This window comes from Paenibacillus gorillae (assembly GCF_000513275.1).
Lineage (GTDB): Bacteria > Bacillota > Bacilli > Paenibacillales > Paenibacillaceae > Pristimantibacillus > Pristimantibacillus gorillae.
This window is the reverse complement of sequence record NZ_CBVJ010000146.1, coordinates 1-23,744: the sequence shown is the minus strand read 5'-3', so window position 1 is coordinate 23,744 and position 23,744 is coordinate 1. Positions and strand designations below refer to the sequence as shown.

Sequence of the window (23,744 nt, the reverse complement as noted above, 5' to 3'; positions counted from 1 at the left end):
CGTTGGTGTCGGCGTTGGCGTCGGCGTTGGCGTTGGCGTCGGCGTCGGTGTTGACGTCGGTGTTGGCGTCGGCGTTGGCGTCGGCGTTGGCGTCGGCGTTGGCGTCGGCGCTGGTTTTTCCTTTTTATAGAACGTGATTCTATAAATCGATTGATACTCGCCTAACCAAGTTTTATTAGCAGTGAGACCAAGATCGCCTCTCGAACCTCCCTGATATTCGATGATCTTACCATCATCCAACCAAGAGGAAGTTTCAATCTTGACGCAATACACATCATAATTGCCGGTTGCTGACCAATCTAATATTGCATTAGAAACTTTAAACCAGCTTGAACCCTGATCTTTTAACGAACCGCTAATGTCGCCATGGGATGTCGTAAATGTTTTTTTATTACCGACGGTATAACTCACCGTGCCGTAATCCGAACATTTAAACGAATTACTTCCCCCACCATGCGCAAAAACATTACCGGCTATGCTGAACGTCAGAATAACAATCATCGTCAGCACAAGCAACGATTTGAACCGCTTCTTGCCCATTACTCACTCTCCTCCATAAAATAATTCCGGATTCAAGGCAACAAAAAAGACTGCCTCGAATATGGTCATATTCATGGCAGTCGGACGATCATCGCATACACGCAGGCCGTGTAATGCCTTAGACTCCTGACTTTGCGTCCCACCCTTTCAGATGGTTTGCTATTATCATGTCATATGTAGTTGATTCCTACGGAACCTAGTAAATCTACCATTTACACCCGGTTCGCAAGACCTATTCTACAATTAGTAGCAATTGCAAGTCAACGGTTTTCTTACCATTTTTTCAATTATTTTTGTCGCATAAAGACCCACCATTTACTGCCGACAAAATTCAGCACAACTGTTATACAAGTAACGACAAGCTTCGCCAAAAACGGGTTAATTCCCCAGCCTTCTTTGGTCAGATACAGCAACCCAAGCGAGATAAGGAGCACTGCCAAATTAAGAACAATGAAGCGAACCGGCCTGCCCCTATCCTGCGCTCCTCCGCCATCTTCAGCAGAGGCGCCGCGAAACGTAATCAGCGTGTTCATCAAATAGCTGTTGCCCATTCCTGCGGCATAAGACAGTATCTGTCCCGTTATATAATGCAAGCCTGCCCAAATGAGCAGGCTGTACACCGCAAAGTCCACTGCGGTATTTATAACGCCAACCATATTGAATAAAATAAATTGCTTAAACGTCTTTCGGCGAATCTGTTTCACTTGTGCAACGGCATCCGTCCCGCGATCTACTGGCTTTGGCGCTGAGAGCCGATCAAGCGGATCAGCGGACATATTCGCGTTCCTTTTTGGCAGAAGCTTGTTCCAGCCGCTCCTCGTCAAAGCCATGGGCTTCCCGCACAATGTACAGCGGACGGTTTTTCGACTCGTCATAAATACGGCCGATATATTCGCCAATTAAACCAAGAAGCATAAGTATGATGCCGTTGAATAATAAATTAATGGCGACAATCGATGTCCAGCCGACTTGATTATAGGAGGTGAAGAGCTTCTGATATACGACAACCATTAAATACAGAAAGCTGCTGACCGATAGAAAAAAACCGATATACGTTGCGATCTTCAGCGGCTTGTAGGAAAACGAAGTGATGCCGTCCAGTGCGAAGCTGATCATTTTTTTCAAAGGATACTTCGTTTCACCAGCAAAACGCTCTTCACGTACATACTCGACGCTCGTCTGGCGGAAGCCAACCCAGCTCACAAGTCCCCGCACGAATCGGTTCTTCTCCTTCAACCCGCGCAGCACATCGCATACTTTTCGGTCGATCAGCCGGAAGTCTCCGGTATCCATCGGAATATCAAAGTTGGTCATGCTTCGCATGGTCCGGTAGAACATCATCGCTGTTATTTTTTTAAAGATAGTCTCGCCCTTACGCTTCAATCGCTTGCCGTATACAACCTCGAAGCCTTCTTTCCACTTCTCGATCATTTCCAGCATCACTTCCGGCGGGTCCTGCAGATCCGCGTCAATGATAATAATGGCCTCGCCCTGGGCATAGTCCATTCCGGCCGTTATTGCAATCTGATGACCGAAGTTGCGGGAAAAGTTAATGAGCCGAACATTCCGGTCATTGCGGCAAATGCCGTCGACAATCTCAACCGTACGATCCCGGCTGCCGTCATTAACGAATATAAGCTCATAGGACTCTCCGTAGCCGTCCATGACCGCTTTGAGCTGTAAGTACGTATGCCCGATTACTTCTTCTTCATTGAACATCGGCACGATAATGCTGTACTTGGCTTGCATCCGTATCCCTCCTATCATAAATTCCCGAACCGTCTAACCTAACCGTAAAACACCCAAGAATCAAAGATCCGAATGACTGCCGCATACGCTCTAGCGACCTCCATGCCAGACAGCACCGGATAGTACAGAAGGAACAGTACAGCAGCCACAGCTACGTAAAGCCAGCGAAGCCATTGCTGATCGGGACGCTTTTCCTCATAAAGCTTGAACATATAAATAATAGCTAAAATCATGAAAGGTACCATCGCAAAATAATGGTAGATAAACGTAAGACGCGGAACGAGCATCCAAGGCAAGTATTGCGACAGATACGCAATCCAGATGATGTACACCCGCTTGTCCTTCCGTTTGATACTGAAGTAAAGGGTACCGAGTAATGCGAATATTCCCGTCCACCAAATAAGCGGATTGCCGAAAGCCGATATGGTTGAGACGTTCCCCGGATTAGCGAGATCGCTTCCGCTGTAATACCAGACCGGACGCTTCATGAACGGCCACTCCCACCACTGTGAGGAATAAGGATGCGTAGCGACGAGCTCACTGTGGTAATGATACATATTTTTCTGATAGTCTACCAATCTTTCCGCTGTGTATTCATCCCCGGCTACCTTCAGCACCGGAATATAGGACAAACCGTAAATAACAGCCGGGATGGCAACGTAGAAAATCAGGCATATCGCTAAGGTGATAACCGTATTGCGCGGGAACAGCCGGATGATTTTCCGGTACGTATCCTCTTCCTCCGCCTTAACCTTGCCAGCAGCGAGAATTCGTTTGGCCGCCCCGTATTGCCGATACCGCTCGAAGAGCGACAATGCGAGCATAATCGCCAGACCGGCACCGCCATAAATCACGATCCATTTCGAAGCCACGCCGATGCCGAACAACAGCCCTGCCCAAAACAGCGGTACAAGCGTCTTACGCAGCGGTGTGCTGTAAAAGTTCAACGAATAATACTTATACATGAAGTAGAACATCAGCATGATGAAGAAGACACCGTACACGTCAATCGTTGCAATTCGGGTCTGGGTAAAATGCATGAATTCCGCTGCGAGCAGTCCGGCAGCCGCTGCAGCATAACCCGTACGCTTAAACAGCCTGAGCGCAAACAAGTAAAGGATAGGTACCATTGCAATACCGAATAGGGTGCCCATAATGCGCCATCCGAACGGACTGAGCCCAAACAGCTTAATGCCAAGCGCAATAATAATTTTGCCTAACGGCGGGTGCGTATTCTCATAAGCTCTAACGCCTTCGATATTCTCAAGCGCAGTTCTAGCGTGATAGATTTCGTCGAAATAGCTGCCGTTCTTATAACTTGCCTTATAGGCAGCAGCCGACTGTTCATCGAATAAGCGGACGGCTGAGCTTTTTCCCTCCATCTTCTCCTCTTCAACAACTTGGCTAATCGCTAACGGTTCCTCGCTTCCCTTGGCGTAGAAGGCCATCTCTTGTATCGAGTATCCCGTTTGGTTAGTCGTCACCTTCACATAACGGGCGGTAATATTAAGCGGGTGAACCGCCCACTTCAGATCGTCGCCGCCCTTCTGCTCCAGATCCATTGGATTGCTCCAAGCATCCGGAGTATTGCTGAATTCCAGCTTATACTTGCCTTCGCCATAGCCGCCGAAGCTATTCATCCGCTCCAGCTGCCGTGCTTCCCCAAGATCCACATAGAAGCTTTGTCCCGACTTGGCTGGCGTCCAGCCCGAGCCTAAGGTTTGCGTGGAGCCCAGGTTGGACAGAGCAACCACTGCATAGATGAGCGTGATTACGAGCATCGCAATCCAATCGTTCTTCTTCAGCCTCGAAGGGGACTTATCGGACCGCTGCACATTAACGATCTCTGACAACAGCTTCTCATCATTGCGAGCCTGTTCATCCTCCGCGAGACTCGGTACAGACTGCACCCGGCCGCGGATATAAATATCGTAACCGACATACAGCATGTACAGAAGCAGTCCAAGATTAGCGATCGAGGTTACGATGACGATACCGTCTGTTGGCACGTTGGTTGTAAACTTGCTAAACGCCAATACATAACCGACGTTAATAAAGAACGTAATGCTATAGCCTAGTAAGATATGCAAAATCCGTCTGTCTTTTGCTTCAATATAAGCAAATACCCCTAACAGAATAGCCGGGAACAAATAACGTTCATGCATTTTGGTGCCCAAAAGGAACATAACTGAGATCAGAATTAGGCCGATATAATAGGACTTCGATAAATCGGATTTATGTTTCGCATTGACGGACAAGAACACGGACAACGCTACCGCCAATAGAATAGCGATTATGCCCCATGTACTGTATGGAATGAACAAAAAGGTATGATCCAGATCCGTCCAGTTGCCGCCAGTAAGCGCGTAAAGATTGAATACATTAAGCGTAGCATAAGGATATGATGCCAGCGTCGTCTTATAAAGGCTGATCAGGCCGGAAAGCCCGCCATTGCTCCAGAAAAAAGGAATGGCCAGCGCCACGAATAACGCCAATCCGTATACCGCGCTTAGTGCAGTCCGCGTCCACTCGCGCTTATGCGCGATGGCGAGCAAAATAATCGGCGTAAAAATCAGCGCCTGCGGTTTAACCAGAACGGCAATCGCAAACCATAGCGCTCCGCGCTCCAGCTTATTGCCGACTACTGCTTGAACCGCAAGCAGCAGGAACAAGGTAAAGATGGAGTCCACCTGGCCCCATGCAGCAGAATCTACCCATACAGCCGGATTCCACAGATAAAGCATTGCAAGTCCGAACGCAGCCGTCTCGCCAAGCTTTTTACCCGCTGCTTTGTAAATCACCCATCCAGCAGCCAAGTCCGCAATAATCGCCGGAAGTTTGTACAGCAGATAGGCTCCCTTCGAAGCACCATCCAGCCCGAATAGCTGCTGCAGCATCCCAAGTACATACAGTACATAGATATACCCCGGCGGATAGTCAGCAAAAACCCCCTCCTGATAAAATCCTGTAATGCCCTTGTTGTATGCCTCATTACCCCAGAAGATGAAGGTTCGCAAATCCGATTCATAGCCCGTATAGCCGACAGCAATGACAATTCGGAACCCTAACGCAATTAGCAGCCACGCCATTATCTGTGCAGATCTGCTGGCCGTTGCATGTTCTAGCGGAAGCCTCTGTCTGAGCATCCGACTATATAAATAAACAAAAAGCATAGCGAATAGTGTAGAGATCGCAAGTACAGGAAAAGCCGAAACCTTCGGCGGGCTGTCCGCCTTCGCTGCATCACCGCCGCTGACATCGCTTGGGGCAAACGAGATCGCCGTTACGCCCGCTGGCAATTTGTCGACCTGAGTCAGCGCTAGATCATCAAACCATGCCCGGCCGGTATTCAAGCTGCCGTAACCGCCGAGGCTTGCTGCAAGTTGAATCTCTTTCTGACCCTTGCTTGTCTTGCCGTAGAATTCGATAAGCTTCCACTCACCGGCCGTATTATGAATCTGCGGGAACTCACCGCCAACGCCAATGATCAGCAAGTTTGCGCCTGTAGCATTCTCATCCGTTCCGGCTACATTCACCCAGCCGTTTATCCGATAGTAGGTATTTGGGTCAACCTTAATCTTCTGCACCCATTTGGCATGATTCGGCTGCGTGTTCTCAATCACTGCAGCGGTTCCGCCCGAATGCGTATTCAACGTATCTACTGTAAACCGGGTAACCTCACTTCCCTGCACCCATACATCCTGAGTCCATGACGAAGGAACTCCTGATTCCGTCTCCTCGAATCCAGGGTTCAACAATAAATTCGGATGCTCCCCGCCCTCAGCTGCATGTCCAACCGACAAAGGAATGGACATAAAAACGAAAAGGATAGCAACAATCAGTTTATACCAGCCAGAATTCCGCATATTCGGACCTCTCACCTCTACATTTTTTATTTTATCAACAGCAATTTAGCCTATTTTTTCCTAAAAATACATTTCAACTTTAAAGGAAAAGCTATCGACGGTCAATGACTGCCCACAAAAAAATCCGCTTGGGATTGTTTCCCAAGCGGTATGAAGGCCTATTTTATTCGCCGCCGCGATCACGCATATGCGGAAACAGCAGTACATCGCGAATGGATGGAGCGTCAGTAAGCAGCATAACCAGACGGTCAATGCCGATACCCAAGCCGCCAGTAGGCGGCATGCCGTATTCCAGCGCACGGATGAAATCATCATCCATTTCATGAGCTTCATCATTGCCCTGCTCGCGTTCAACCAGCTGGGACTCAAAACGCTGGCGCTGATCGATGGGATCGTTCAGCTCCGTAAACGCGTTGGCATGCTCACGCGCTACGATGAACAGCTCGAAGCGGTCTGTGAAGCGCGGATCTTCGGCATTCTTCTTCGCCAGCGGCGAGATCGCAACCGGGTGGCCCGTTACGAATGTCGGCTGGATAAGCGTATGCTCGCAGAATTGCTCGAAGAAAGCATTGAGAATGTGGCCGAACGTCATGTGCTGTTCAACCGGCACTTTATGCTCCTTCGCCAGAGCATGCGCCTCTTCGTCGCTCATTTGCACGCCGAAGTCTACACCCGTCGTTTCTTTAACCAGGTCAACCATCGATACACGGCGCCATTGCGGCGTCAGGTCGATCTCTTCGCCCTGATACGTAATCTTGGTCGTGCCGAACACTTCTTGCGCAATATGCGCAATCAGATTTTCGGTCAACGCCATAATATCTTTATAATCGGCATAAGCCTCGTATAGCTCGATCATTGTGAATTCAGGATTATGGCGAGTCGAAATGCCTTCATTCCGGTATACACGGCCGATCTCGTAGACTTTCTCCAGGCCGCCAACAATGAGACGTTTCAAGTGCAGCTCAATAGCGATCCGCATATACAGCTGCATATCAAGCGCATTGTGATGCGTTTCGAACGGACGGGCAGCCGCACCGCCTGCAATAGAATGCAGCGTCGGTGTTTCGACTTCCAGATAACCGAGCGAATCCAAGTAACGGCGCATCGATTGAATAATGCGGGAACGGGAGATGAACGTCTGTTGAACGTCCTGGTTCATGATCAGATCGACATAGCGCTGGCGGTAGCGCAGCTCCACATCTTTCAGTCCATGATACTTGTCCGGCAGCGGAAGCAGCGACTTGGTCAACACTTCAACTTCCTTCGCTTTCACGGATACCTCACCCGTATTCGTCTTGAATACGACGCCATGAACGCCAACGATATCGCCGATATCGAGCAATTCGAACGCTGCGTATTTATTCGCTTCTACCGAATCCTTACGCACGTAAATTTGAATTTTGCCGCTCAGATCCTGAATGTGGGCGAATGCCGCCTTACCCATACCGCGCTTCTGCATAATGCGTCCCGCAATGCTTACCGTGACCGCCTTCTCCTCCAGCTCTTCCTTGCTGAAAGCCTCGTATGCAGATACAATCTCCTTCGCCGCATGCGTACGTTCAAATTTACCGCCGAATGGATCGACGCCCAGACCGCGAAGCTCGTCCAGCTTGTCTCTGCGAATTTGCAGCAGCTCGCTAAGCTCCTGTTCCTCTACTACACCGTTATTTTCTTCGTTCAATTCTGTCATCTCCTCGACACCGCCGAAACGTTCAAAAAGCTTCCGCTAAGGAAGCTTTCTGAAATAACACAGTGCAAACCTTATTTTTTGATATCTACAATTTTATATTGAATGATGCCGGCAGGTACGCTGACGTCAACAACAGTTCCTCTTTTTTTGCCCAAAATCGCTTTGCCGACAGGGCTCTCATTCGAGATTTTGTTCTGAAGCGGATCGGATTCTGCCGAGCCTACAATCGCGTATTCCATCGTATCGCCATATTCCAAGTCTTCAACCGTTACCGTAGAGCCGATGCTCACCGTTTCGGTATCAATATCATCATTATTGATAATCCGCGCATTGCGCAGCATTTTTTCAAGGGTAATAACGCGTCCTTCAATAAAGGCCTGCTCGTTCTTTGCATCTTCGTATTCCGAGTTTTCACTAATATCGCCGTACCCAATCGCAACCTTAATCCGTTCTGCAACTTCACGACGTTTAACCGACTTCAGGTTTTCCAGTTCTTCTTCAAGCTTCTTCAATCCGTCCTGAGTCAGAATGATTTCCTTATCGCTCATCTTTCCGATTCTCCTGTCGTGTGACAAATTTTCATACGGTGTATGAATGCACTGGTATTTAATATATTACGTTCCCCAGCCGTCATGCCTTCGGCAAGCGCTGCAACTGCGTCATTGATGTATATTGCAAGATTATATTTCAAAGATACCCCGAATGTCAATCAAAGGGAATTGCCCCTGTAACCGCTTTATTCGATTGATCTCCGCCCTGACAGGACAAGGAGAGAATATACGAAAAGCGGACATCTGGCGAATGCCGCCGGATTATCCGCTTACGGTATTAATGAACGGCCTGTGAGTTTGCTTTGTCAGCCGCTTCCGCCAGCGCATCCGCATCCAGAGATGAAATAAATTTCTCCAATATTTCCACAACGCCTTCGCGTCCTGTTTCTTCCATAATGACATCCTTCACGCGGGCTGCGCCAGGAAGTCCCTTGAGATACCATGCCAGATGCTTGCGCATTTCGCGAACCGCTGCCGCTTCGCCTCTCAGCGCCGCAAGCCGGTCGAGATGGAGCATAGCCACATCCATTTTCTCACGCGGCAATGGATCAGCCATTAGCTCACCAGACGCCAGATATTGAATCGTCCGATACAGCATCCATGGATTGCCTAATGCGCCCCGTCCGATCATAACGCCGTCGCAGCCGGTATGCTCGAGAAGCCGTTTGGCATCTTCCGGCGAGAATACGTCGCCATTGCCTATAACGGGAATCGCTACCGCTTGCTTAACATCCCTTATAATATCCCAATTGGCCTTTCCCGTATACTGCTGCTCACGCGTGCGCCCATGCACGCTGACGGCGCTGCCGCCTGCGCTTTCAACCGCTTTGGCGTTATCTACCGCGAAGATATGCTCGTCATCCCAGCCGATCCGCATTTTGACCGTTACGGGCTTGCTCACCGCTCCAACGACGGCTGATACCATTTCATAGATCTTGTCCGGGTCCAGCAGCCAGCGCGCGCCTGCATCACAACTGGTCACCTTCGGTACCGGACAACCCATATTGATATCGATAATATCCGCATTCGTCTGCTGATCGACAACTTTCGCAGCTTCGACAAGCGTCTCGCGGTCGCCTCCGAAAATCTGCAGGCTAAGCGGCTTCTCCCGCTCGTCGACAAACAGCATTTCCATCGTTCTTTTGTTGCCATGCAGAATAGCTTTGTCGCTTACCATCTCCGCACAGACAAGTCCTGTGCCAAATTCCTTTGCAATGAGTCGGAAAGCCGGGTTACACACGCCTGCCATCGGTGCCAGCACGACTCTGTTTTTCATCTCGATGTCTCCGATTTTCAGCATGCCGCCTCGGACTCCTCCTTAATTCAGTTCTATTGCAAAATGCTTCGCACCAGCGTCCGCTATTGCTTCGCATCCGTTAATTCATCGTAAGTGACGCCTAGCGTGCTTGCAATGTTGTTCAACAGCTTCGTATCTGCTTTCCGAGTGCCTCTTTCGAGAGATCCAAGTACCGCTACCGAGACGCCAAGCTGCTTGGCGAGTTCCTGCTGGGTATATCCTTTCAGCTTCCGGAAAGCCCGGACGCGCTGAGCCAGTTGATCGTTTTCCATTGGGCAATGCCTTCCTTTCCATCCTGAAGCGCCGCTGCCGCAGCTGCTGCAACTCGATTCCGCAATGGATTCTCGCCCGCAATGACATCGCTCAGCGGAACGAGCACGAATGCGCGTTCCATCATACGGGGATGCGGGAGCGTCAGCTCCTCATCGTCCATCGCAACGTCTTCATACAGCAACAGATCTAGGTCTATGGTGCGCGGCCCCCATCTAATGTCGCGAACGCGGCCAAGCAGCCGCTCCACATCTTGCTGTACATGCAGCAATTCAAGGGGCTTAAGCGTCGTTTGTACGGCAATAACCATGTTGAGAAAAGCGGGCTGATCCGTATAACCGACAGGATCAGTCTCATAAAGCGCGGACACCCGCAGCACATCAATGTCAGGCCGTTCACTCAGACAGATAACGGCTTGCTGCAGCAATTGCTCCCGGTCTCCCATGTTGGACCCCAGTGCAATATACGCCGCAGACCGCCCTGAATTAGACGGGAACAATTCGGCCATGAGCATCCCGCTTTCTGCGCAACTCGACCGTCACGCCTTCGAAATAGATCTCGAACGGCGGATTAGGCTTCGTTACGCGAACCGTCAGTTCATTTATCATAGTATAAGCTTCTAAAACCCGCGTTGCAATGCCGCCAGCTAAAGCTTCGATCAATTTGTAAGGCGTGCCCTCTACAACTTCCTTCGTTAGAGCATGGAGCTGGGAGTAGTCAATGGAGTGCGACAACTCATCTGTTTGTGCAGCCTGCTCCAGATCGATCTTCAACTCCAGATCAACGCCGAATTTTTGACCCAATCGGTTTTCTTCGGGAAAAACACCATGATAGCCAAAAAACTGCATTCCTTTTAACGTCATTTTATCCATGCGAATCCGACTTCCTTTCAAGTATGAACAATCATTAATATACGATGGCATCAGCCATTTTCGCCGTACGGGCGTTGGTACGGACATCATGAACACGTACAATCTGACACCCTTGAGCGATACCAAGTGCAGTCGTTGCTGCTGTTCCTTCGTCCAATTCGGTCACCGGCAAATCAAGCGTCTGACGGATGACCCGTTTTCTGGAGGTGCCCAGCAGAACAGGATAACCCAGCGCGTGAATCTCCCTCAAGCTGCCGAGCAGCTGCAAATTCTGCTCATAGCTTTTGGCAAAGCCTATGCCGGGATCGAGCCAAATATTGGACTCCCGGACGCCAGCTTGCCTCGCGATATCCACACTTGTTCGCAGATCGTCCAGCACATCGGCTAGAAAATCACCGTATTCTGCTTCCGCCCGGTTATGAGTCAGAATGACCGGACAATCATATTCAGCGGCAACAGCAGCCATCAGCGGATCATATTTCAATCCCCATACATCGTTGAGGATATGCGCGCCTGCCTCCAAGGCTTGCTTTGCCGTCTCCGCTTTATAGGTATCAACGGATATTGGAATATGCGGCAGCGCGCTCCTAACCGCTCGAATGACGGGCAGCAGCCGCTCCAGCTCTTCCTCGGCGCTAATCGGTATAAAGCCCGGCCGTGTGGATTCTGCTCCGATGTCAATCAGATCTGCCCCGTCTGCCACCATCGCAGCTGCGTGGGCGACAGCCGCTTCTCCCGTATGATGGCGGCCTCCATCTGAGAAGGAATCGGGAGTAGCGTTAAGAATGCCCATAATGAGCGTCCGTTTTCCAAGCTCCAGCTGTATTTCATTCGAACCTCCGCCGAACTGATAGGAACGGCTCCAAAAAGACGGTGCGCCGCCGTTATTCATATTCTGTGTCATCGTAAGCCGTCCTTTCCTTCTCAAGGGCAATTTTGCGATCGGTCTACACAGCACTCCCCGTATCTCTCCGGTAAGCTTGCAGCAGCTTATCCGTTATCGGACCGATAGCTCCATCGCCAACGGTTATTTGGTCCTTCCCAGGAATCCCGCTTACCGAAGTAATCGGCACAAGCTCTTGAATCGAGTTTGTCATCCATATCTCATCCGCTTCTAACAGCTCGGCAAATCGATAATGCCCTTCCTCCGTCTCAAAACCCGCTTCAAGCGCCAGCTCCAGCACTCTCGCCCGGGTAATGCCCGGCAATATGCCTGTATCAATAGAAGGAGTATGTATCTTGCCATTCTTCGTGAAAAACAAATTACTGACGATCCCTTCAGCAAGTTTGCCGTCTCCGGTCAGCATCAGTCCCTCGGCGTTCGCAGCAGCCCCGCTGGCCGCAAGTTCCCGCTTCGCTATCATATTATTCATATAATGGAGAGACTTTAACCGTACAGCCCCCTCCGGCGAGTTTCTGGCGGTGCTCAACAGGCGCAGCTCCTTGCCTGAACGATAGAGCGCTTCGTTCACAGGCGGCAGTGCCTTCATCAGCAGAAGCTCATTCGGCTGTTCATAGTCACCGGTTTGCAGCCCAAGCTCGCCTACCCCGGATGAAACCGTAAGCCGTATATAAGCTTCGTTGAGGCCATTACCTTGAAGCAGCTCGGCAATTAATGACTGCAATGCTTCCTGATCCGCCGTATAGCGTATACCTAGCTGCTCGCAGCCCTCCGCAAGCCGCTGCAAATGCCGTTCAAGCATATACGGCCTTCCACTGTAGGTGCGGAACGTCTCGAACAACCCCATTCCGTACAAAAAGCCGTGATCATAAATTGAGATCACAGCTTCCTCCGCCTTCTTCACCTCACCATTGAATCCGATCTTCATTGTGCTGCGCCAACCCGGATCTGCAAGAAGTTGCGAAGCAGCGTCAAGCCGTGCTCCGTAATGATCGATTCCGGATGGAATTGTACGCCTTCAATGGGATAATGCTTATGCCGCAGCCCCATGATCTCACCCTCAGCCGTTTCTGCGCTGATCTCCAGGCAATCGGGCAGCGTCTCGCGCTTCACGATAAGCGAATGGTAGCGTGTAGCCGTATAAGGGGAAGGAATGCCTTCGAAAATCGTCTTGCCGTCATGGATAATTTCCGACGTTTTGCCGTGCATCAGCTTCTCTGCCCGCACAACATCGCCGCCAAATGCTTGACCGATCGACTGATGGCCGAGGCAGACGCCAAATATCGGAATAATCCCTTTGAAATGATCGATCAGTGACAGGCTGATGCCTGCTTCATTAGGGGAGCATGGTCCCGGCGAAATGAGAATATGGTCAGGCTTCAGCGCCTCAATTCCGGCAAGGTCGATTTCGTCGTTGCGCTTGACGACAACCTCCTCGCCCAGCTTGCCCAAATACTGCACCAAATTGTACGTAAACGAATCATAGTTATCAATTACGAGAATCATCGTCCCAGTCCCCCTTATTCCATTCTGCGCCGGACCCCGCGGTCCAGCGTGGCGCGCCGGGAATGCCCCTAAGCGCGGCTTGTCCGCTCGGCAAACTGCTCGCTGAACTGAACCGCTTTCCACAGTGCCTTCGCCTTGCTAAGCGACTCGTAATATTCCCGCTCCGGATCGGAATCGATGACGATTCCCGCTCCGGCCTGAACATGTACGAGGCCGTCCTTCACTGCCATCGTTCTTATAATAATATTAAATTCCATATCGCCATTATAGTCAATCCATCCAAGGGAACCTGTATAGGAGCCGCGGCGTGTCGGCTCAAGCTCCTCGATGATTTCCATCGTACGGATTTTCGGCGCGCCAGTGATCGTGCCACCCGGGAATGTAGCGGCGATAACATCATAGGCGTCCTTGCCCTCTGCCAGCTTTCCTTCCACTTGAGACACGAGATGCATGACATGGGAGTAGCGCTCGATCACCATCAGCTCCTCCACATGAACGGACCCGTAGGCGGCGATCCTTCCAAGGTCATTGCGTTCCAGGTCGACGAGCATAATATGCTCCGCCCGTTCTTTCTCGTTCGATAGCAGCTCATCCGCCAGCATGCGGTCTTCTTCCTCCGTCTTGCCCCGGCGGCGTGTGCCCGCTATCGGCCGGGTGGCCAGCAGACCGTCCCGCTGCTCCACCAGCAGCTCCGGCGAAGCAGACACCAACTGGAAGTCTGGCGTCCGCAGAAAGCCCATATAAGGAGATGGATTAACGATCCGCAGCCATTCATACAATTCCTCAGGCGAAGCACTAACCTCGCGGCTCTGGCGAAGCGACAAATTCACCTGGAAGACGTCACCCTGAGCGATATAAGCCCGTATCCGCTCCACAGCCGCCATATAAGCCGCTTTAGAGAACGGCGAAGTCATTCCCTCCATCAACTCTACATCGATATGGAGGCTTCCATCCTGCGTCCGTCCGAGCCAATCATAGCGCAGTTCAGCGGCAGCAGCCGTGTTGCCGCTTTGCACTTTGTCATTCCAATAGGCCGCCATGTCTTCCGCCCTTGCTGCTGCCGCCTCATAGAGGTTGCGCAGCTGCGCTGGATCGGCATCCAGCTCCGCCTTGGAGTGAACCGCACAATATAGTGCCTGCTCCTCCTTATCAACGATCCACAGCTCGTCCATTCGCATGAACAAATAGTCGGGCATACCGAGATCATCAGCAGCTACCTCCGGCAGCCGTTCAATGGAGCGAATAATATCATAGCTCCAGTAGCCAACGCAGCCTCCGGTCCATTTCGGCCCTTCGCTTAGCTTAGGGGCCGTGTGTCCGCTCATCCAGCGGCGGACGAGCTCCAGCGGCTTCCCTTCCCATTCTTCGCATGCACCTGCAAGCGGCGGCTTGCCTACGCCGTCCAGTTCCGTGCACACAGCCTTCAGCCCTTTGCCGCGGATGACGCTCGCCGGATGCAAGCCCAGATACGTATACCGGCCGTCCTTGCCGCTCTCCAAGACGAAGGCGTAAGGCGAAGCGTCCTGCCAGGCTCTCTCCCATGAATCAACGGCAAGCTTCGCCAGCGGCACCCTTTTCAATAACGGCAGCGTTGTGTATTGCCGTTCGGCGTGCCACCCGTTCCATTGCTCCCAAGCGGTGAACATCACCTTTTACCCCCGATCAGTTGCGTATTATGATTTGCTAAGTATACAGAAAGGCAGGACAAAAGAAAAGACTGACATGTCCCAACAAAAAAAAGAGCCCTCCACCCGCAGCAAGCGGCATGGAGGACCCGGCAATCCGTATCGATTAGTTCTCGAAATTGAACAGTGGCGTGGACAGGTAACGTTCGCCGTTGCTCGGAACGATTGCAACAACACGTTTGCCTTTGCCCAGCTCTTTCGCTACTTTCAGAGCCGCATAAATTGCAGCACCGGAAGAAATGCCGACAAGAATGCCTTCTTCTTTCGCAGCGCGGCGTGCATATTCGAATGCTTCCTCGTTCTCAACAGGAATAACGCCGTCATAAATTTCACGGTTCAAAATATCAGGCACGAAGTTCGCGCCGATGCCTTGAATTTTGTGAGGACCTGGTTGGCCGCCCGACAAAATTGGCGATGCAGCCGGTTCAACGGCATAGATCTTGATACCTTCGAAGTTTTGCTTCAGCACTTCACCAGCGCCGGAGATCGTGCCGCCCGTACCGATACCAGCAATGAATGCATCCAGCTTGCCGTCAAGGGAGTTAATCGCCTCTACGATTTCTGGACCCGTCGTTTCACGGTGGATTTTCACATTGGCTTGGTTTTTGAATTGTTGCGGGATGAAGTAGCTAGGGTTTTCTTTCGCAAGCTCTTCCGCTTTGCGTACTGCGCCGTTCATGCCTTCTGATCCAGGCGTCAATACAAGCTCTGCGCCGTAAGCGCGAAGCAGGTTGCGACGCTCAATGCTCATCGTCTCTGGCATAACGAGAATGGCTTTATAGCCTTTCGCAGCTGCTACCAGAGCAAGGCCGATACCCGTGTTGCCGCTCGTAGGCTCAACAATCGTGTCACCCGGCTTCAAAACGCCTTCTTTCTCCGCCACTTCGATCATGCTGATTGCAATCCGGTCTTTCACGCTGGAGCCCGGGTTTTGATATTCAAGCTTTACATAGATTTCCGCGCTATCCTCAGGCACCAAACGATTCAAGCGAACAAGCGGAGTATCACCGATAAGTTCAGTAACGCTTTGTACAATTCTAGCCATGATAGAAAAGCCTCCTTATTCCGACTAATTCAGTTGGTTTTTTAACTAATTCCATATTAACAATGCTGGTATTCGTTGTCAATAGCTTTTCTATGTAATTTGCCCTATGAAAGGAAAACGATTACAGCTATTCCCCTTTATCAATGATATAACGGCCTGTATAAAAAAATGATGCTGGCCAGCCGGAATATTATTTCCGTTTGACAGCATCATATTTCGTCAATAACTCATCCTCGATATCATGCAGAGGCTTTGCCTTGGAAAGCGCAAGCTGCTTGCGTGCCGCATCCATCAGCCTCTTGCCGGTCAGCCCCTCGGTCTTCTGACGCTCAACAAGCCGAATAACGGCGTAGCCGTCAGCTGTTTTAAGGGGACCCGCCATCTCACCGGTCTGCAGCCGGCTTGCGGAATCCAGCAGCTCCGCATCGTAAAAAGGATCGTCAGCATCGATCAAGCCCAGATCCCCGCCTGCTTCCGCAGTAAAGTCATCAACGGAATACGTTCTGGCAATCCGCTCGAAATCCTCACCGTCGGATAGCATATCGAGCACATCTCCCGCATCCTTTTCCGTTTTCGTCACAATCCACTGCAGATGCAGCTGAAGCCGGTCGCCATACAGCTCGGCATGCTCGCCTATGTAGCGATTCACATCCCCATCGGATATCTCAACGGACAGCATTGCGATTTGTTCCAGCAGCAGCTTGTACTTTACATCCTCACGCACGTCGTCCCGCTCCATGCCAAGCTGCTCTTTCATAACCCGGTAGTATTCGTCTTCGTTCTGATAGCCTTCCATCATGGCAGCCAGCTCCCGGTCTTGCTCCTCCACGGTGACCTTCAACTGCCGCGCGCTGGCTTCGAGGTTCAACGCCTTGCGCACCATCATCGTTCTCAGCACGGTATCGCCATATTGCTTCAAAAGCTGCGCTTCCAGCTCACCGACCGTTATCGGCTCTCCTCCGACGGCTGCCGCCTCGTCGCCTCCGTCGTTGCCGGTATGGGCTTCATTGCCCGTACCCGGCTCCAGCTCGGAGGGGTCGCTGCCGAATGGCGAAAGCTTAACCACTACGGCAACGCTAAGCACGATCATACAAACCGCCTGCAGAAGAACGACTGTCTTCAATACCCCGAATTTTTTCATTCCCCCACTGCCTCCGTTTTATTGGAGCGGCTCCGGTCTCGCCTGTTCGAGCAGCTTCTCCAGCTGTTCACGATCAAAGGTATACGCCTCGTTGCAAAAGTGACACACGATTTCCGCTTCTCCGTCATCATCAATAAGTTGTTGTAACTCCGCTTCGCCCAAGCTGACCAGCGTCTGTGCGACACGATCCTTCGAGCATTTGCATTGGAACACGATATCCATCGTATCGTGAATCTGCAGATCATCGCCAACGAGCCAGCGCAGGATTTCCTCCGGCGTCTCGCCTTGATCCAGCAGCGCCGTTACATGCGGCATTGTACCGACCGCCTGCTCCAGACGCGTAATTTCGGCGTCAGTCAGACCCGGCATCAATTGAACGATGAAGCCGCCGGCATGCAGGACGGTTCCGTCCGCTTCAACCAGTACGCCAAGGCCAACAGCCGAAGGCGTCTGCTCTGATAACGCGAAATAATAAGTGAAGTCCTCGGCAAGCTCCCCGGAAATGAGCGGCACGCTGCCGCGATACGGTTCCTTCAAGCCCAGATCTTTAATAATATGGAGAAAACCTTCGCGTCCCACGCCGCCGGCAACATCGATCTTCCCATGCTCATTGCTAGGGAGCAGCACGTCGGGATTGTCGACATAGCCGCGAACCTCGCCGTGCGCATTGGCGTCGATTACGATTTGACCGATTGGACCGTCGCCTTTCACCTGAACGGTCAGCTTTTCCTCACCTTTCAGCATCGAGCCCATAATAGCTCCTGCAGTCGCCCCGCGCCCCAGAGCTGCGGTTGCAGTAGGGAGCGTCCTATGACGGCGTTGAAGCTCGCTGACCAGCTGCGTTGTACGAACGGCGAATACGCGGATTTTACCGCCCCATGCTGTGCCTCGTACAAGCACATCTTTCAATTGTTCCATGCTTTAAACCTCCTGATTCCGTTCATAAATGATACGCAGTCCTTCTAATGTAAGAAGAGGATCAACTTCCTCTATCGTTTCCGATTCCGCGCTGATTAACTCCGCAAGTCCGCCTGTCGCAATGACGCGCGGCGATACCTTGAACTCGCTGCGGATGCGTTTCACTATACCATCTACTTGACCCGCATAGCCGAAAATAATGCCAGCCTGCATCGAAGTAATGGGATTCCGGCCAATTACGCTCTTCGGCCGCACCAGCTCGATGCGCGGCAGCTTGGCCGCCCGCTGATACAGTGCCTCCGTGGAAATGCCGATGCCCGGTACGATAGCTCCGCCTAGGTAATTGCTGTCCCCGTCGATATAATCGAAAGTCGTCGCTGTTCCGAAATCGACGATGATGAGCGGCGAGCCATATTTCTCAATGCCTGCTACCGAGTTGACGATGCGGTCGGCTCCCACCTCCCGCGGATTCTCATAGCGTATATTTAGGCCAGTCTTAATTCCAGGCCCTACGATCAGCGGCGTTTTGCGTAAATATTTCAAACATAGCTGCTCCAATGCCCGCATAAGCGGAGGAACGACAGAAGAGATAATGACGCCTTCCATCTGATCCAGCTTCAGGCCGGCATAATGAAACAGATTATGAATATTGATGCCATATTCGTCCACGGTAGCAGATCGGTTGGTGCTCAACCGCCAATGATGCAGCAGTTCCTTGCCCTTATAGACGCCAAGCACGATATTGGTGTTGCCAACGTCAATAACGAGAATCATGAGGCCGATCCTCCTTTTTTCGCGTTCAGATCCAAGCTGATATCCAGCGCGTTGAAGGAATAGGTCAGTCCCCCAACCGATATGACGTCAACTCCGGATAATGCGATGCCATGAATGGTATCGAGCCGGACGTTACCGGAAGCCTCGACGATAACCTGCGGGGAATGGCTCTTGATGCGGGCTACCGCTTCCTTCATTAGAGAAGGGCTCATATTGTCTAGCATAATAATATCGGCGCCGCAGGCAAGCGCTTCTTCAACCTGTTCCATCGACTCCGTCTCCACTTCGATCTTCATCGTATGCGGAATGCTCGCTCTGGACGCTTCGACTGCCTCGCGAATGCCTCCAGCCCCTTTAATATGATTATCCTTGATCATCACTGCATCATACAAGCCAAAGCGGTGGTTGGCACCCCCGCCGACACGGACCGCATATTTCTCCAGCAGCCTATGACCCGGTGTTGTCTTCCGCGTGTCCACCAGCCGGACAGGCAGCCCTTCAAGAGCGGCGACAAAAGCATTGGTCTTGGTTGCAATGCCCGACAACCGCTGCATAAGATTAAGAGCAAGACGCTCACCCGTAAGCAGGCTATGCGTGCTGCCTTCTACGACTGCAATAACAGTCCCCTTCTCTACGTAATCCCCATCTGCCACTTTAGCATCAAAAACCAGACTTGGGTCGACGACCTCGAATACAAGCTGAGCTACGGGAAGACCGGCGATGATGCCGCTCTCCTTGACGTGAATGACCGCTTTCGACTGCGATTCTGCCGGAATCGTTGTCGCCGTCGTTACGTCGCCGCTGCCAACATCCTCAGCGAGCCAGCCGTTTATTTGGTTTTTCAACGTTTGCCGATAGCCGAAGCCGTTGAAATTCGTCTCAAGCATGAACAATTCGCTCCTCTGTCATTCCATGTAGGCGGTGCAAGACGGTATGCTTGCGCCATACCTCATCGTTACGCTCCGGAAAGTCTTCACGGGCATGCGCACCGCGGCTTTCCTCGCGCTGAAGCGCCGCTTCTGTCGTCAGCAAAGCGCAGGTGAGCAGGTTGGCAAATTCGAACTCTTCGCTTTTCGTCAGCACCGACTGAAAGATCGGCAGCTGCCTCTTAAGCTCCTCAAGTCCGCGCTCCAGCCCTTTCGCATCCCGCCGCAGTCCAACGTATCTCACCATAATCTTTTGCAGCTTCAGCCGCTTCTCAACAACAGCCTGCATCGGAGCGTCCACGCGCAGCTCCTCCGGCTTAATCGACGGCTTCGTCTCCAGCTTCGGAAGCTTATTAATCGCATCGACAATACGCTTGCCGAATACAATCGCCTCTGATAGTGAGTTGCTGGCCAACCGGTTGGCACCATGAACGCCAGTCGACGATACTTCTCCGCAAGCAAACAATCTGCCAATATTGGTTTCCCCGTTCAGGTCGGTTTTGACTCCCCCCATCATATAATGGGCGGCAGGCGCCACCGGAATCCAGTCGGTCGTCAGATCAAGCCCGTATTTCAGGCAGAATTCATATATATTCGGAAAACGATGCGTAATCATTTCAGCAGACTCATGGGTCACGTCGAGATAGACGAAGGTCGACTTCGTTTCTTCCATCTCCGAGACAATCGCCCGCGCAACGACATCGCGAGGGGCAAGCTCCAACTGCGGGTGATACCGCTCCATGAAGCGCTCGCCTCGGATGTTGCGAAGCACCGCACCTTCGCCGCGAACCGCCTCCGAGATGAGGAAACGGGGCGCACCCGGATAACAAAGCGAAGTCGGATGGAATTGAATGAACTCCACGTCTTGAATGTAAGCACCTGCACGGTATGCCATTGCAATGCCGTCGCCTGTAGCAACTTCCGGGTTCGTCGTATAGCGGTACAGCTGGCCTGCTCCGCCGGAGCATAGAACCGTAGCCTTCCCGCGAATGAACAGACGCTGGCCGTCCGGCTTCTGTACAAGAACGCCGCAGCATTCGCCTTCCTCCGTAATCAGATCGATGACGAAATGGTCGTCCCACACCTCGATCTGAGGATCGGCGACCGCTTTCTCCGAAAGCGCGCGTACGATTTCATAGCCGGTCGCATCGCCATTTGCATGCAGAATACGGCGCTGACTATGTGCCCCTTCCTTCGTAAGAGCGAACTCCCCGTTCTCCAGATCGAACTGGGTTCCCATCTTAATAAGACGGTTCACACCACTTGGTCCTTCATGAACGAGCGCGTTAACAGCATCATCAGAGCACAGCCCTGCCCCGGCAATCAGCGTATCCTGGCGATGGTATTCCGGCGAATCATCCTCGGAAATAACGGCAGCAATGCCGCCCTGCGCGTACCGGGTGTTGCTGTCGAGCAGCGATTTTTTCGTAAGCATCAGCACCGAATTGCCGCTGGCACTGGCGCGCAATGCGGTAAAAAGACCGGCAATGCCGGCCCCGATTACGATAACGTCTTTATCGATAACTGGAAGATCATCCAGTTGAACATCTACTAAGTATCTAGGAATCATACGTTGGCGCCTCCAGGCATAGGAGTAGCGCATGCTCCTCCTATTTCACGAGTAACATGCGCTCCAGGGAAAGACGAGCTTGATCGGCTACATGCGGCGGAACGTAGATTTGAGGCTGCATCGTCTCGAGACATTTAACCAGCTTCTTCAAATTGTTCACCTTCATGTTCGGGCAAACCAAATATTTCGATGCAAAATGGAAGGATTTATCCGGGCTGTCCAGACGCAGCTGGTATCCCGTGCCGTCTTCCGTTCCGACGATGAATTCCTGGCAATCGGATTCTTTGCAATATTTAATGATCGCAGTCGTGCTGCCCACGAAATCGCCGAGCGCAACAACCTCTGGGCGGCATTCCGGGTGAACGACGAATTGCGCGTTCGGATGCTTCGCTTTCATTTCCTCAACGTCTTTCACCGTCAGCATGTCATGGGTATTGCAATAGCCTTCCCAAATGATCATCTTTTTGTCGGTGTTTTGCTGTACGTAATGACCAAGGTTTTTGTCAGGTACCCAAATAACCTCGTCGCCTTCAACGGAATTCACAACATTGAGTGCATTGGCCGAAGTACAGCAAATGTCGGTCTCCGCCTTAATTTCCGCCGAAGAGTTGATATACGTAACGACCGTCGCGTTCGGATGCTGCGCTTTCAGCTTCCGCAGGCCGTCCACGTTAACCATGTCTGCCATCGGACAGCCCGCGCGCTCGTCCGGTATAATAACCGTTTTATTAGGAGCCAGTATCTTTGCGCTCTCGCCCATAAAATGAACGCCGCAAAAAACGATGACATCAGCATCTGTCTGAGCCGCTTTCTGAGCCAGCAGGAAGGAATCCCCGCGGAAATCGGCTACCTCTTGTATTTCATCCCGTTGGTAATAGTGAGCAAGAATAATGGCATTCCGTTCTTTCTTCAGCTGCAATAGCCGTTCCCGCAGCTCGCGGTTTTGTTCCGCTTTGCGTTCCAGCACCAATGCTTCCACAGTTGATCCTCTCCTCTTATGAGGGATGGGCGATGAGTCCCATTCCGAGTTACGGCCGACCGACTTTGTGAATTGATGCACAAACATTGTCGAGTCAAGAGCCTGATGATTAGAATGTTTATAATAATACATTTGTTAAGGTTTAATTTACTCCAGGCAGAAGGCGCTGTCAATGCGTGAATCGCCAAACTTCCGTCACAATTTATATTTTTTATTTCCATCGGCGTTATCAACCTCGAAATCACGTGATTGCCTGTCTTAAATATAAGTAAAGCTATTGATTAACGTTTAAAACTGTTATATTTTCACCCTATCGGCACAAACCTAGATGAAGTCACATCTCTATGAGATTAGACCGTAAAGAAAAGCCCGCTTGGCACATGGCCTTGCGGGCTTCTCTCGTTCATTAAGACTTAGTCGGTTCTCCGTCGCCTTCAGACGGATCTTCCTTATCCAGCACTGGAGGCGTAATATCGCCAGCTTCGCGGGTTTGGATCCGTACTTTGACGCCGCCAATCGTATCGACAATCGGTTCGGAAGCTGTTTCTCCGTCGGCGCTGCCGCTTTCGGATACTGAGCCATCGCCCGTAAGCGATCCCGTCTCGATCAGGTTCTTGATTTGTTCCAGCTCCAGCGTCTCTTCGTTGAGCAACGTTTGTGCAATGATATGCACTTCTTTGCTCTTCTCAGTCAAGAGGTTCTTCGCAATGGTGTAACAATCATTCACCATACGCTGCATCTCTTGGTCGATCTCGTAAGCGATCGCATCGGAGTAGTTCTGCTCATGCCCCAGATCCCGTCCAAGGAATACTTGGCCTTGGGATTGGCCGAACTGCATTGGACCAAGCTTGTCGCTCATACCGTACTCCATAATCATGCTGCGAACAATGCTCGTAGCCTGTTTGAAGTCGCTGTACGCGCCAGTACCGATCTCGCCGATAAACAATTCCTCGGCAACCCGTCCGCCCAGCAAGCCGGTAACGCGGTCGAGCAATTCTTGCTTCGTTACGAGCATCCGGTCTTCCTTAGGAAGCATGATGACATAACCGCCGGCTTTGCCGCGTGGAATGATCGTAACCTTGTGTACTTGGTCGGCATGCTCCAGGAAGTAGCCGATAATCGTGTGGCCAGCTTCGTGGTAAGCGACAATCCGCTTCTCACGTTCGCTGATGACGCGGCTTTTCTTCTCTGTGCCGACAATAACACGGTCGATCGCTTCGTCAACCTCACGCATTGCGATATCCTTCTTGTTACGGCGGGCTGCAAGCAGTGCCGCTTCGTTCAACAGGTTCTCCAGATCAGCACCGGTAAAGCCTGTCGTACGTTTCGCGATAATGTCCAGCTTGACATCTTTATCAAGCGGCTTGTTGCGGGCATGAACCTTCAGCACCGCTTCGCGGCCTTTCACATCCGGACGGTCAACCGTAATTTGACGGTCAAAGCGTCCAGGACGGAGCAGCGCAG

The 23,744-nt window shown here is 51.6% G+C and carries 22 protein-coding genes and 1 riboswitch; all 22 genes read right to left on the bottom strand.

Going from position 1 to position 23,744, the window contains the following annotated elements; translation table 11 throughout:
- Positions 1 to 540 (bottom strand): hypothetical protein (locus tag TY10_RS31165; RefSeq protein ID WP_042171355.1); only part of this gene is annotated, 540 nt, incomplete at its 3' end.
- A gap of 72 nt (positions 541 to 612) precedes the next feature.
- Positions 613 to 711: riboswitch (cyclic di-GMP riboswitch) on the bottom strand.
- A 116-nt stretch (positions 712 to 827) separates the two neighbouring features.
- Complete coding sequence (locus TY10_RS27895; protein ID WP_162160699.1) at positions 828 to 1,316, bottom strand: GtrA family protein; 489 nt, start codon at positions 1,314 to 1,316, stop codon at positions 828 to 830.
- Positions 1,306 to 2,289, bottom strand: coding sequence for a glycosyltransferase family 2 protein (locus tag TY10_RS27890; RefSeq protein ID WP_042171353.1), 984 nt, complete (start codon positions 2,287 to 2,289; stop codon positions 1,306 to 1,308). Before TY10_RS27890 ends, TY10_RS27895 begins: the two co-directional genes overlap by 11 nt.
- 38 nt (positions 2,290 to 2,327) lie before the next feature.
- Positions 2,328 to 6,155, bottom strand: coding sequence for a glycosyltransferase family 39 protein (locus TY10_RS27885; protein WP_052350817.1), 3,828 nt, complete (start codon positions 6,153 to 6,155; stop codon positions 2,328 to 2,330).
- A gap of 163 nt (positions 6,156 to 6,318) precedes the next feature.
- Positions 6,319 to 7,836: a lysine--tRNA ligase gene (gene lysS / locus TY10_RS27880; RefSeq protein ID WP_420329434.1), complete on the bottom strand. Its 1,518-nt coding sequence runs from the start codon at positions 7,834 to 7,836 to the stop codon at positions 6,319 to 6,321.
- Between the two features lie 80 nt (positions 7,837 to 7,916).
- Positions 7,917 to 8,393 carry a transcription elongation factor GreA gene (gene greA, locus TY10_RS27875; protein WP_042171350.1) on the bottom strand — a complete coding sequence of 159 codons (477 nt, stop codon included), beginning with the start codon at positions 8,391 to 8,393 and terminating at the stop codon, positions 7,917 to 7,919.
- Between the two features lie 280 nt (positions 8,394 to 8,673).
- Entirely contained in the window at positions 8,674 to 9,696 is a 1,023-nt protein-coding gene (dusB, locus tag TY10_RS27870; RefSeq protein WP_042171348.1) for a tRNA dihydrouridine synthase DusB, read from the bottom strand.
- Positions 9,697 to 9,755: 59 nt separating this feature from the next.
- The gene (locus tag TY10_RS27865; protein WP_042171346.1) at positions 9,756 to 9,965 is read right to left on the bottom strand and encodes a helix-turn-helix domain-containing protein; all 210 of its coding nucleotides are present in this window, start codon (positions 9,963 to 9,965) and stop codon (positions 9,756 to 9,758) included.
- A complete protein-coding gene (folK, locus tag TY10_RS27860) occupies positions 9,917 to 10,471 on the bottom strand; it encodes a 2-amino-4-hydroxy-6-hydroxymethyldihydropteridine diphosphokinase (RefSeq protein ID WP_042171344.1) in 555 nt (184 codons plus the stop codon). The genes TY10_RS27865 and folK overlap by 49 nt, the downstream gene beginning before the upstream one ends.
- Positions 10,449 to 10,835, bottom strand: a complete 387-nt coding sequence (folB, locus tag TY10_RS27855) for a dihydroneopterin aldolase (RefSeq protein WP_042171342.1) — start codon at positions 10,833 to 10,835, stop codon at positions 10,449 to 10,451. Before folB ends, folK begins: the two co-directional genes overlap by 23 nt.
- Positions 10,836 to 10,869: 34 nt before the next feature.
- Complete coding sequence (folP, locus tag TY10_RS27850; protein WP_042171340.1) at positions 10,870 to 11,739, bottom strand: dihydropteroate synthase; 870 nt, start codon at positions 11,737 to 11,739, stop codon at positions 10,870 to 10,872.
- 43 nt (positions 11,740 to 11,782) lie between these two features.
- Complete coding sequence (pabC, locus tag TY10_RS27845) at positions 11,783 to 12,664, bottom strand: aminodeoxychorismate lyase (protein ID WP_042171338.1); 882 nt, start codon at positions 12,662 to 12,664, stop codon at positions 11,783 to 11,785.
- Positions 12,661 to 13,242, bottom strand: a complete 582-nt coding sequence (gene pabA, locus TY10_RS27840; protein WP_042171336.1) for an aminodeoxychorismate/anthranilate synthase component II — start codon at positions 13,240 to 13,242, stop codon at positions 12,661 to 12,663. The genes pabC and pabA overlap by 4 nt, the downstream gene beginning before the upstream one ends.
- 68 nt (positions 13,243 to 13,310) lie before the next feature.
- Positions 13,311 to 14,888: an anthranilate synthase component I family protein gene (locus TY10_RS27835; RefSeq protein WP_155986074.1), complete on the bottom strand. Its 1,578-nt coding sequence runs from the start codon at positions 14,886 to 14,888 to the stop codon at positions 13,311 to 13,313.
- Between the two features lie 145 nt (positions 14,889 to 15,033).
- Positions 15,034 to 15,972 carry a cysteine synthase A gene (cysK, locus tag TY10_RS27830; RefSeq protein WP_042171332.1) on the bottom strand — a complete coding sequence of 313 codons (939 nt, stop codon included), beginning with the start codon at positions 15,970 to 15,972 and terminating at the stop codon, positions 15,034 to 15,036.
- Positions 15,973 to 16,162: 190 nt separating this feature from the next.
- Positions 16,163 to 17,113, bottom strand: coding sequence for a peptidylprolyl isomerase (locus TY10_RS27825; protein WP_042171330.1), 951 nt, complete (start codon positions 17,111 to 17,113; stop codon positions 16,163 to 16,165).
- An 18-nt stretch (positions 17,114 to 17,131) separates the two neighbouring features.
- On the bottom strand, positions 17,132 to 18,031 hold the full coding sequence (gene hslO, locus TY10_RS27820; protein WP_042171328.1) for an Hsp33 family molecular chaperone HslO: 900 nt from the start codon (positions 18,029 to 18,031) through the stop codon (positions 17,132 to 17,134).
- Between the two features lie 3 nt (positions 18,032 to 18,034).
- On the bottom strand, positions 18,035 to 18,805 hold the full coding sequence (locus TY10_RS27815; RefSeq protein WP_042171326.1) for a type III pantothenate kinase: 771 nt from the start codon (positions 18,803 to 18,805) through the stop codon (positions 18,035 to 18,037).
- Positions 18,802 to 19,692, bottom strand: coding sequence for a carboxylating nicotinate-nucleotide diphosphorylase (gene nadC / locus TY10_RS27810; protein WP_081735529.1), 891 nt, complete (start codon positions 19,690 to 19,692; stop codon positions 18,802 to 18,804). The genes TY10_RS27815 and nadC overlap by 4 nt, the downstream gene beginning before the upstream one ends.
- The gene (gene nadB, locus TY10_RS27805) at positions 19,685 to 21,301 is read right to left on the bottom strand and encodes an L-aspartate oxidase (RefSeq protein ID WP_042171324.1); all 1,617 of its coding nucleotides are present in this window, start codon (positions 21,299 to 21,301) and stop codon (positions 19,685 to 19,687) included. The genes nadC and nadB overlap by 8 nt, the downstream gene beginning before the upstream one ends.
- Positions 21,302 to 21,341: 40 nt before the next feature.
- On the bottom strand, positions 21,342 to 22,280 hold the full coding sequence (gene nadA / locus TY10_RS27800) for a quinolinate synthase NadA (protein WP_042171322.1): 939 nt from the start codon (positions 22,278 to 22,280) through the stop codon (positions 21,342 to 21,344).
- Between the two features lie 406 nt (positions 22,281 to 22,686).
- Positions 22,687 to 23,744, bottom strand: a 1,058-nt coding sequence (locus tag TY10_RS27795; protein ID WP_042171320.1) for a cell division protein FtsH, incomplete at its 5' end; no start/stop codon positions are given.

Coding starts and splice junctions, on each gene's coding strand:
- TY10_RS27825 (WP_042171330.1), bottom strand. CDS start 17,113: ATGAAAAAATTCGGGGTATTGAAGACAGTCGTTCTTCTGCAGGCGGTT.
- folK (WP_042171344.1), bottom strand. CDS start 10,471: ATGGCCGAATTGTTCCCGTCTAATTCAGGGCGGTCTGCGGCGTATATT.
- hslO (WP_042171328.1), bottom strand. CDS start 18,031: ATGGAACAATTGAAAGATGTGCTTGTACGAGGCACAGCATGGGGCGGT.
- folB (WP_042171342.1), bottom strand. CDS start 10,835: ATGGATAAAATGACGTTAAAAGGAATGCAGTTTTTTGGCTATCATGGT.
- TY10_RS27895 (WP_162160699.1), bottom strand. CDS start 1,316: ATGTCCGCTGATCCGCTTGATCGGCTCTCAGCGCCAAAGCCAGTAGAT.
- TY10_RS27890 (WP_042171353.1), bottom strand. CDS start 2,289: ATGCAAGCCAAGTACAGCATTATCGTGCCGATGTTCAATGAAGAAGAA.
- pabC (WP_042171338.1), bottom strand. CDS start 12,664: ATGAAGATCGGATTCAATGGTGAGGTGAAGAAGGCGGAGGAAGCTGTG.
- nadC (WP_081735529.1), bottom strand. CDS start 19,692: ATGCTTGAGACGAATTTCAACGGCTTCGGCTATCGGCAAACGTTGAAA.
- greA (WP_042171350.1), bottom strand. CDS start 8,393: ATGAGCGATAAGGAAATCATTCTGACTCAGGACGGATTGAAGAAGCTT.
- TY10_RS27815 (WP_042171326.1), bottom strand. CDS start 18,805: ATGATTCTCGTTATTGACGTTGGCAACACCAATATCGTGCTTGGCGTC.
- cysK (WP_042171332.1), bottom strand. CDS start 15,972: ATGGCTAGAATTGTACAAAGCGTTACTGAACTTATCGGTGATACTCCG.
- nadB (WP_042171324.1), bottom strand. CDS start 21,301: ATGATTCCTAGATACTTAGTAGATGTTCAACTGGATGATCTTCCAGTT.
- pabA (WP_042171336.1), bottom strand. CDS start 13,242: ATGATTCTCGTAATTGATAACTATGATTCGTTTACGTACAATTTGGTG.
- TY10_RS27835 (WP_155986074.1), bottom strand. CDS start 14,888: ATGTTCACCGCTTGGGAGCAATGGAACGGGTGGCACGCCGAACGGCAA.
- TY10_RS27885 (WP_052350817.1), bottom strand. CDS start 6,155: ATGCGGAATTCTGGCTGGTATAAACTGATTGTTGCTATCCTTTTCGTT.
- dusB (WP_042171348.1), bottom strand. CDS start 9,696: ATGCTGAAAATCGGAGACATCGAGATGAAAAACAGAGTCGTGCTGGCA.
- folP (WP_042171340.1), bottom strand. CDS start 11,739: ATGACACAGAATATGAATAACGGCGGCGCACCGTCTTTTTGGAGCCGT.
- TY10_RS27865 (WP_042171346.1), bottom strand. CDS start 9,965: ATGGAAAACGATCAACTGGCTCAGCGCGTCCGGGCTTTCCGGAAGCTG.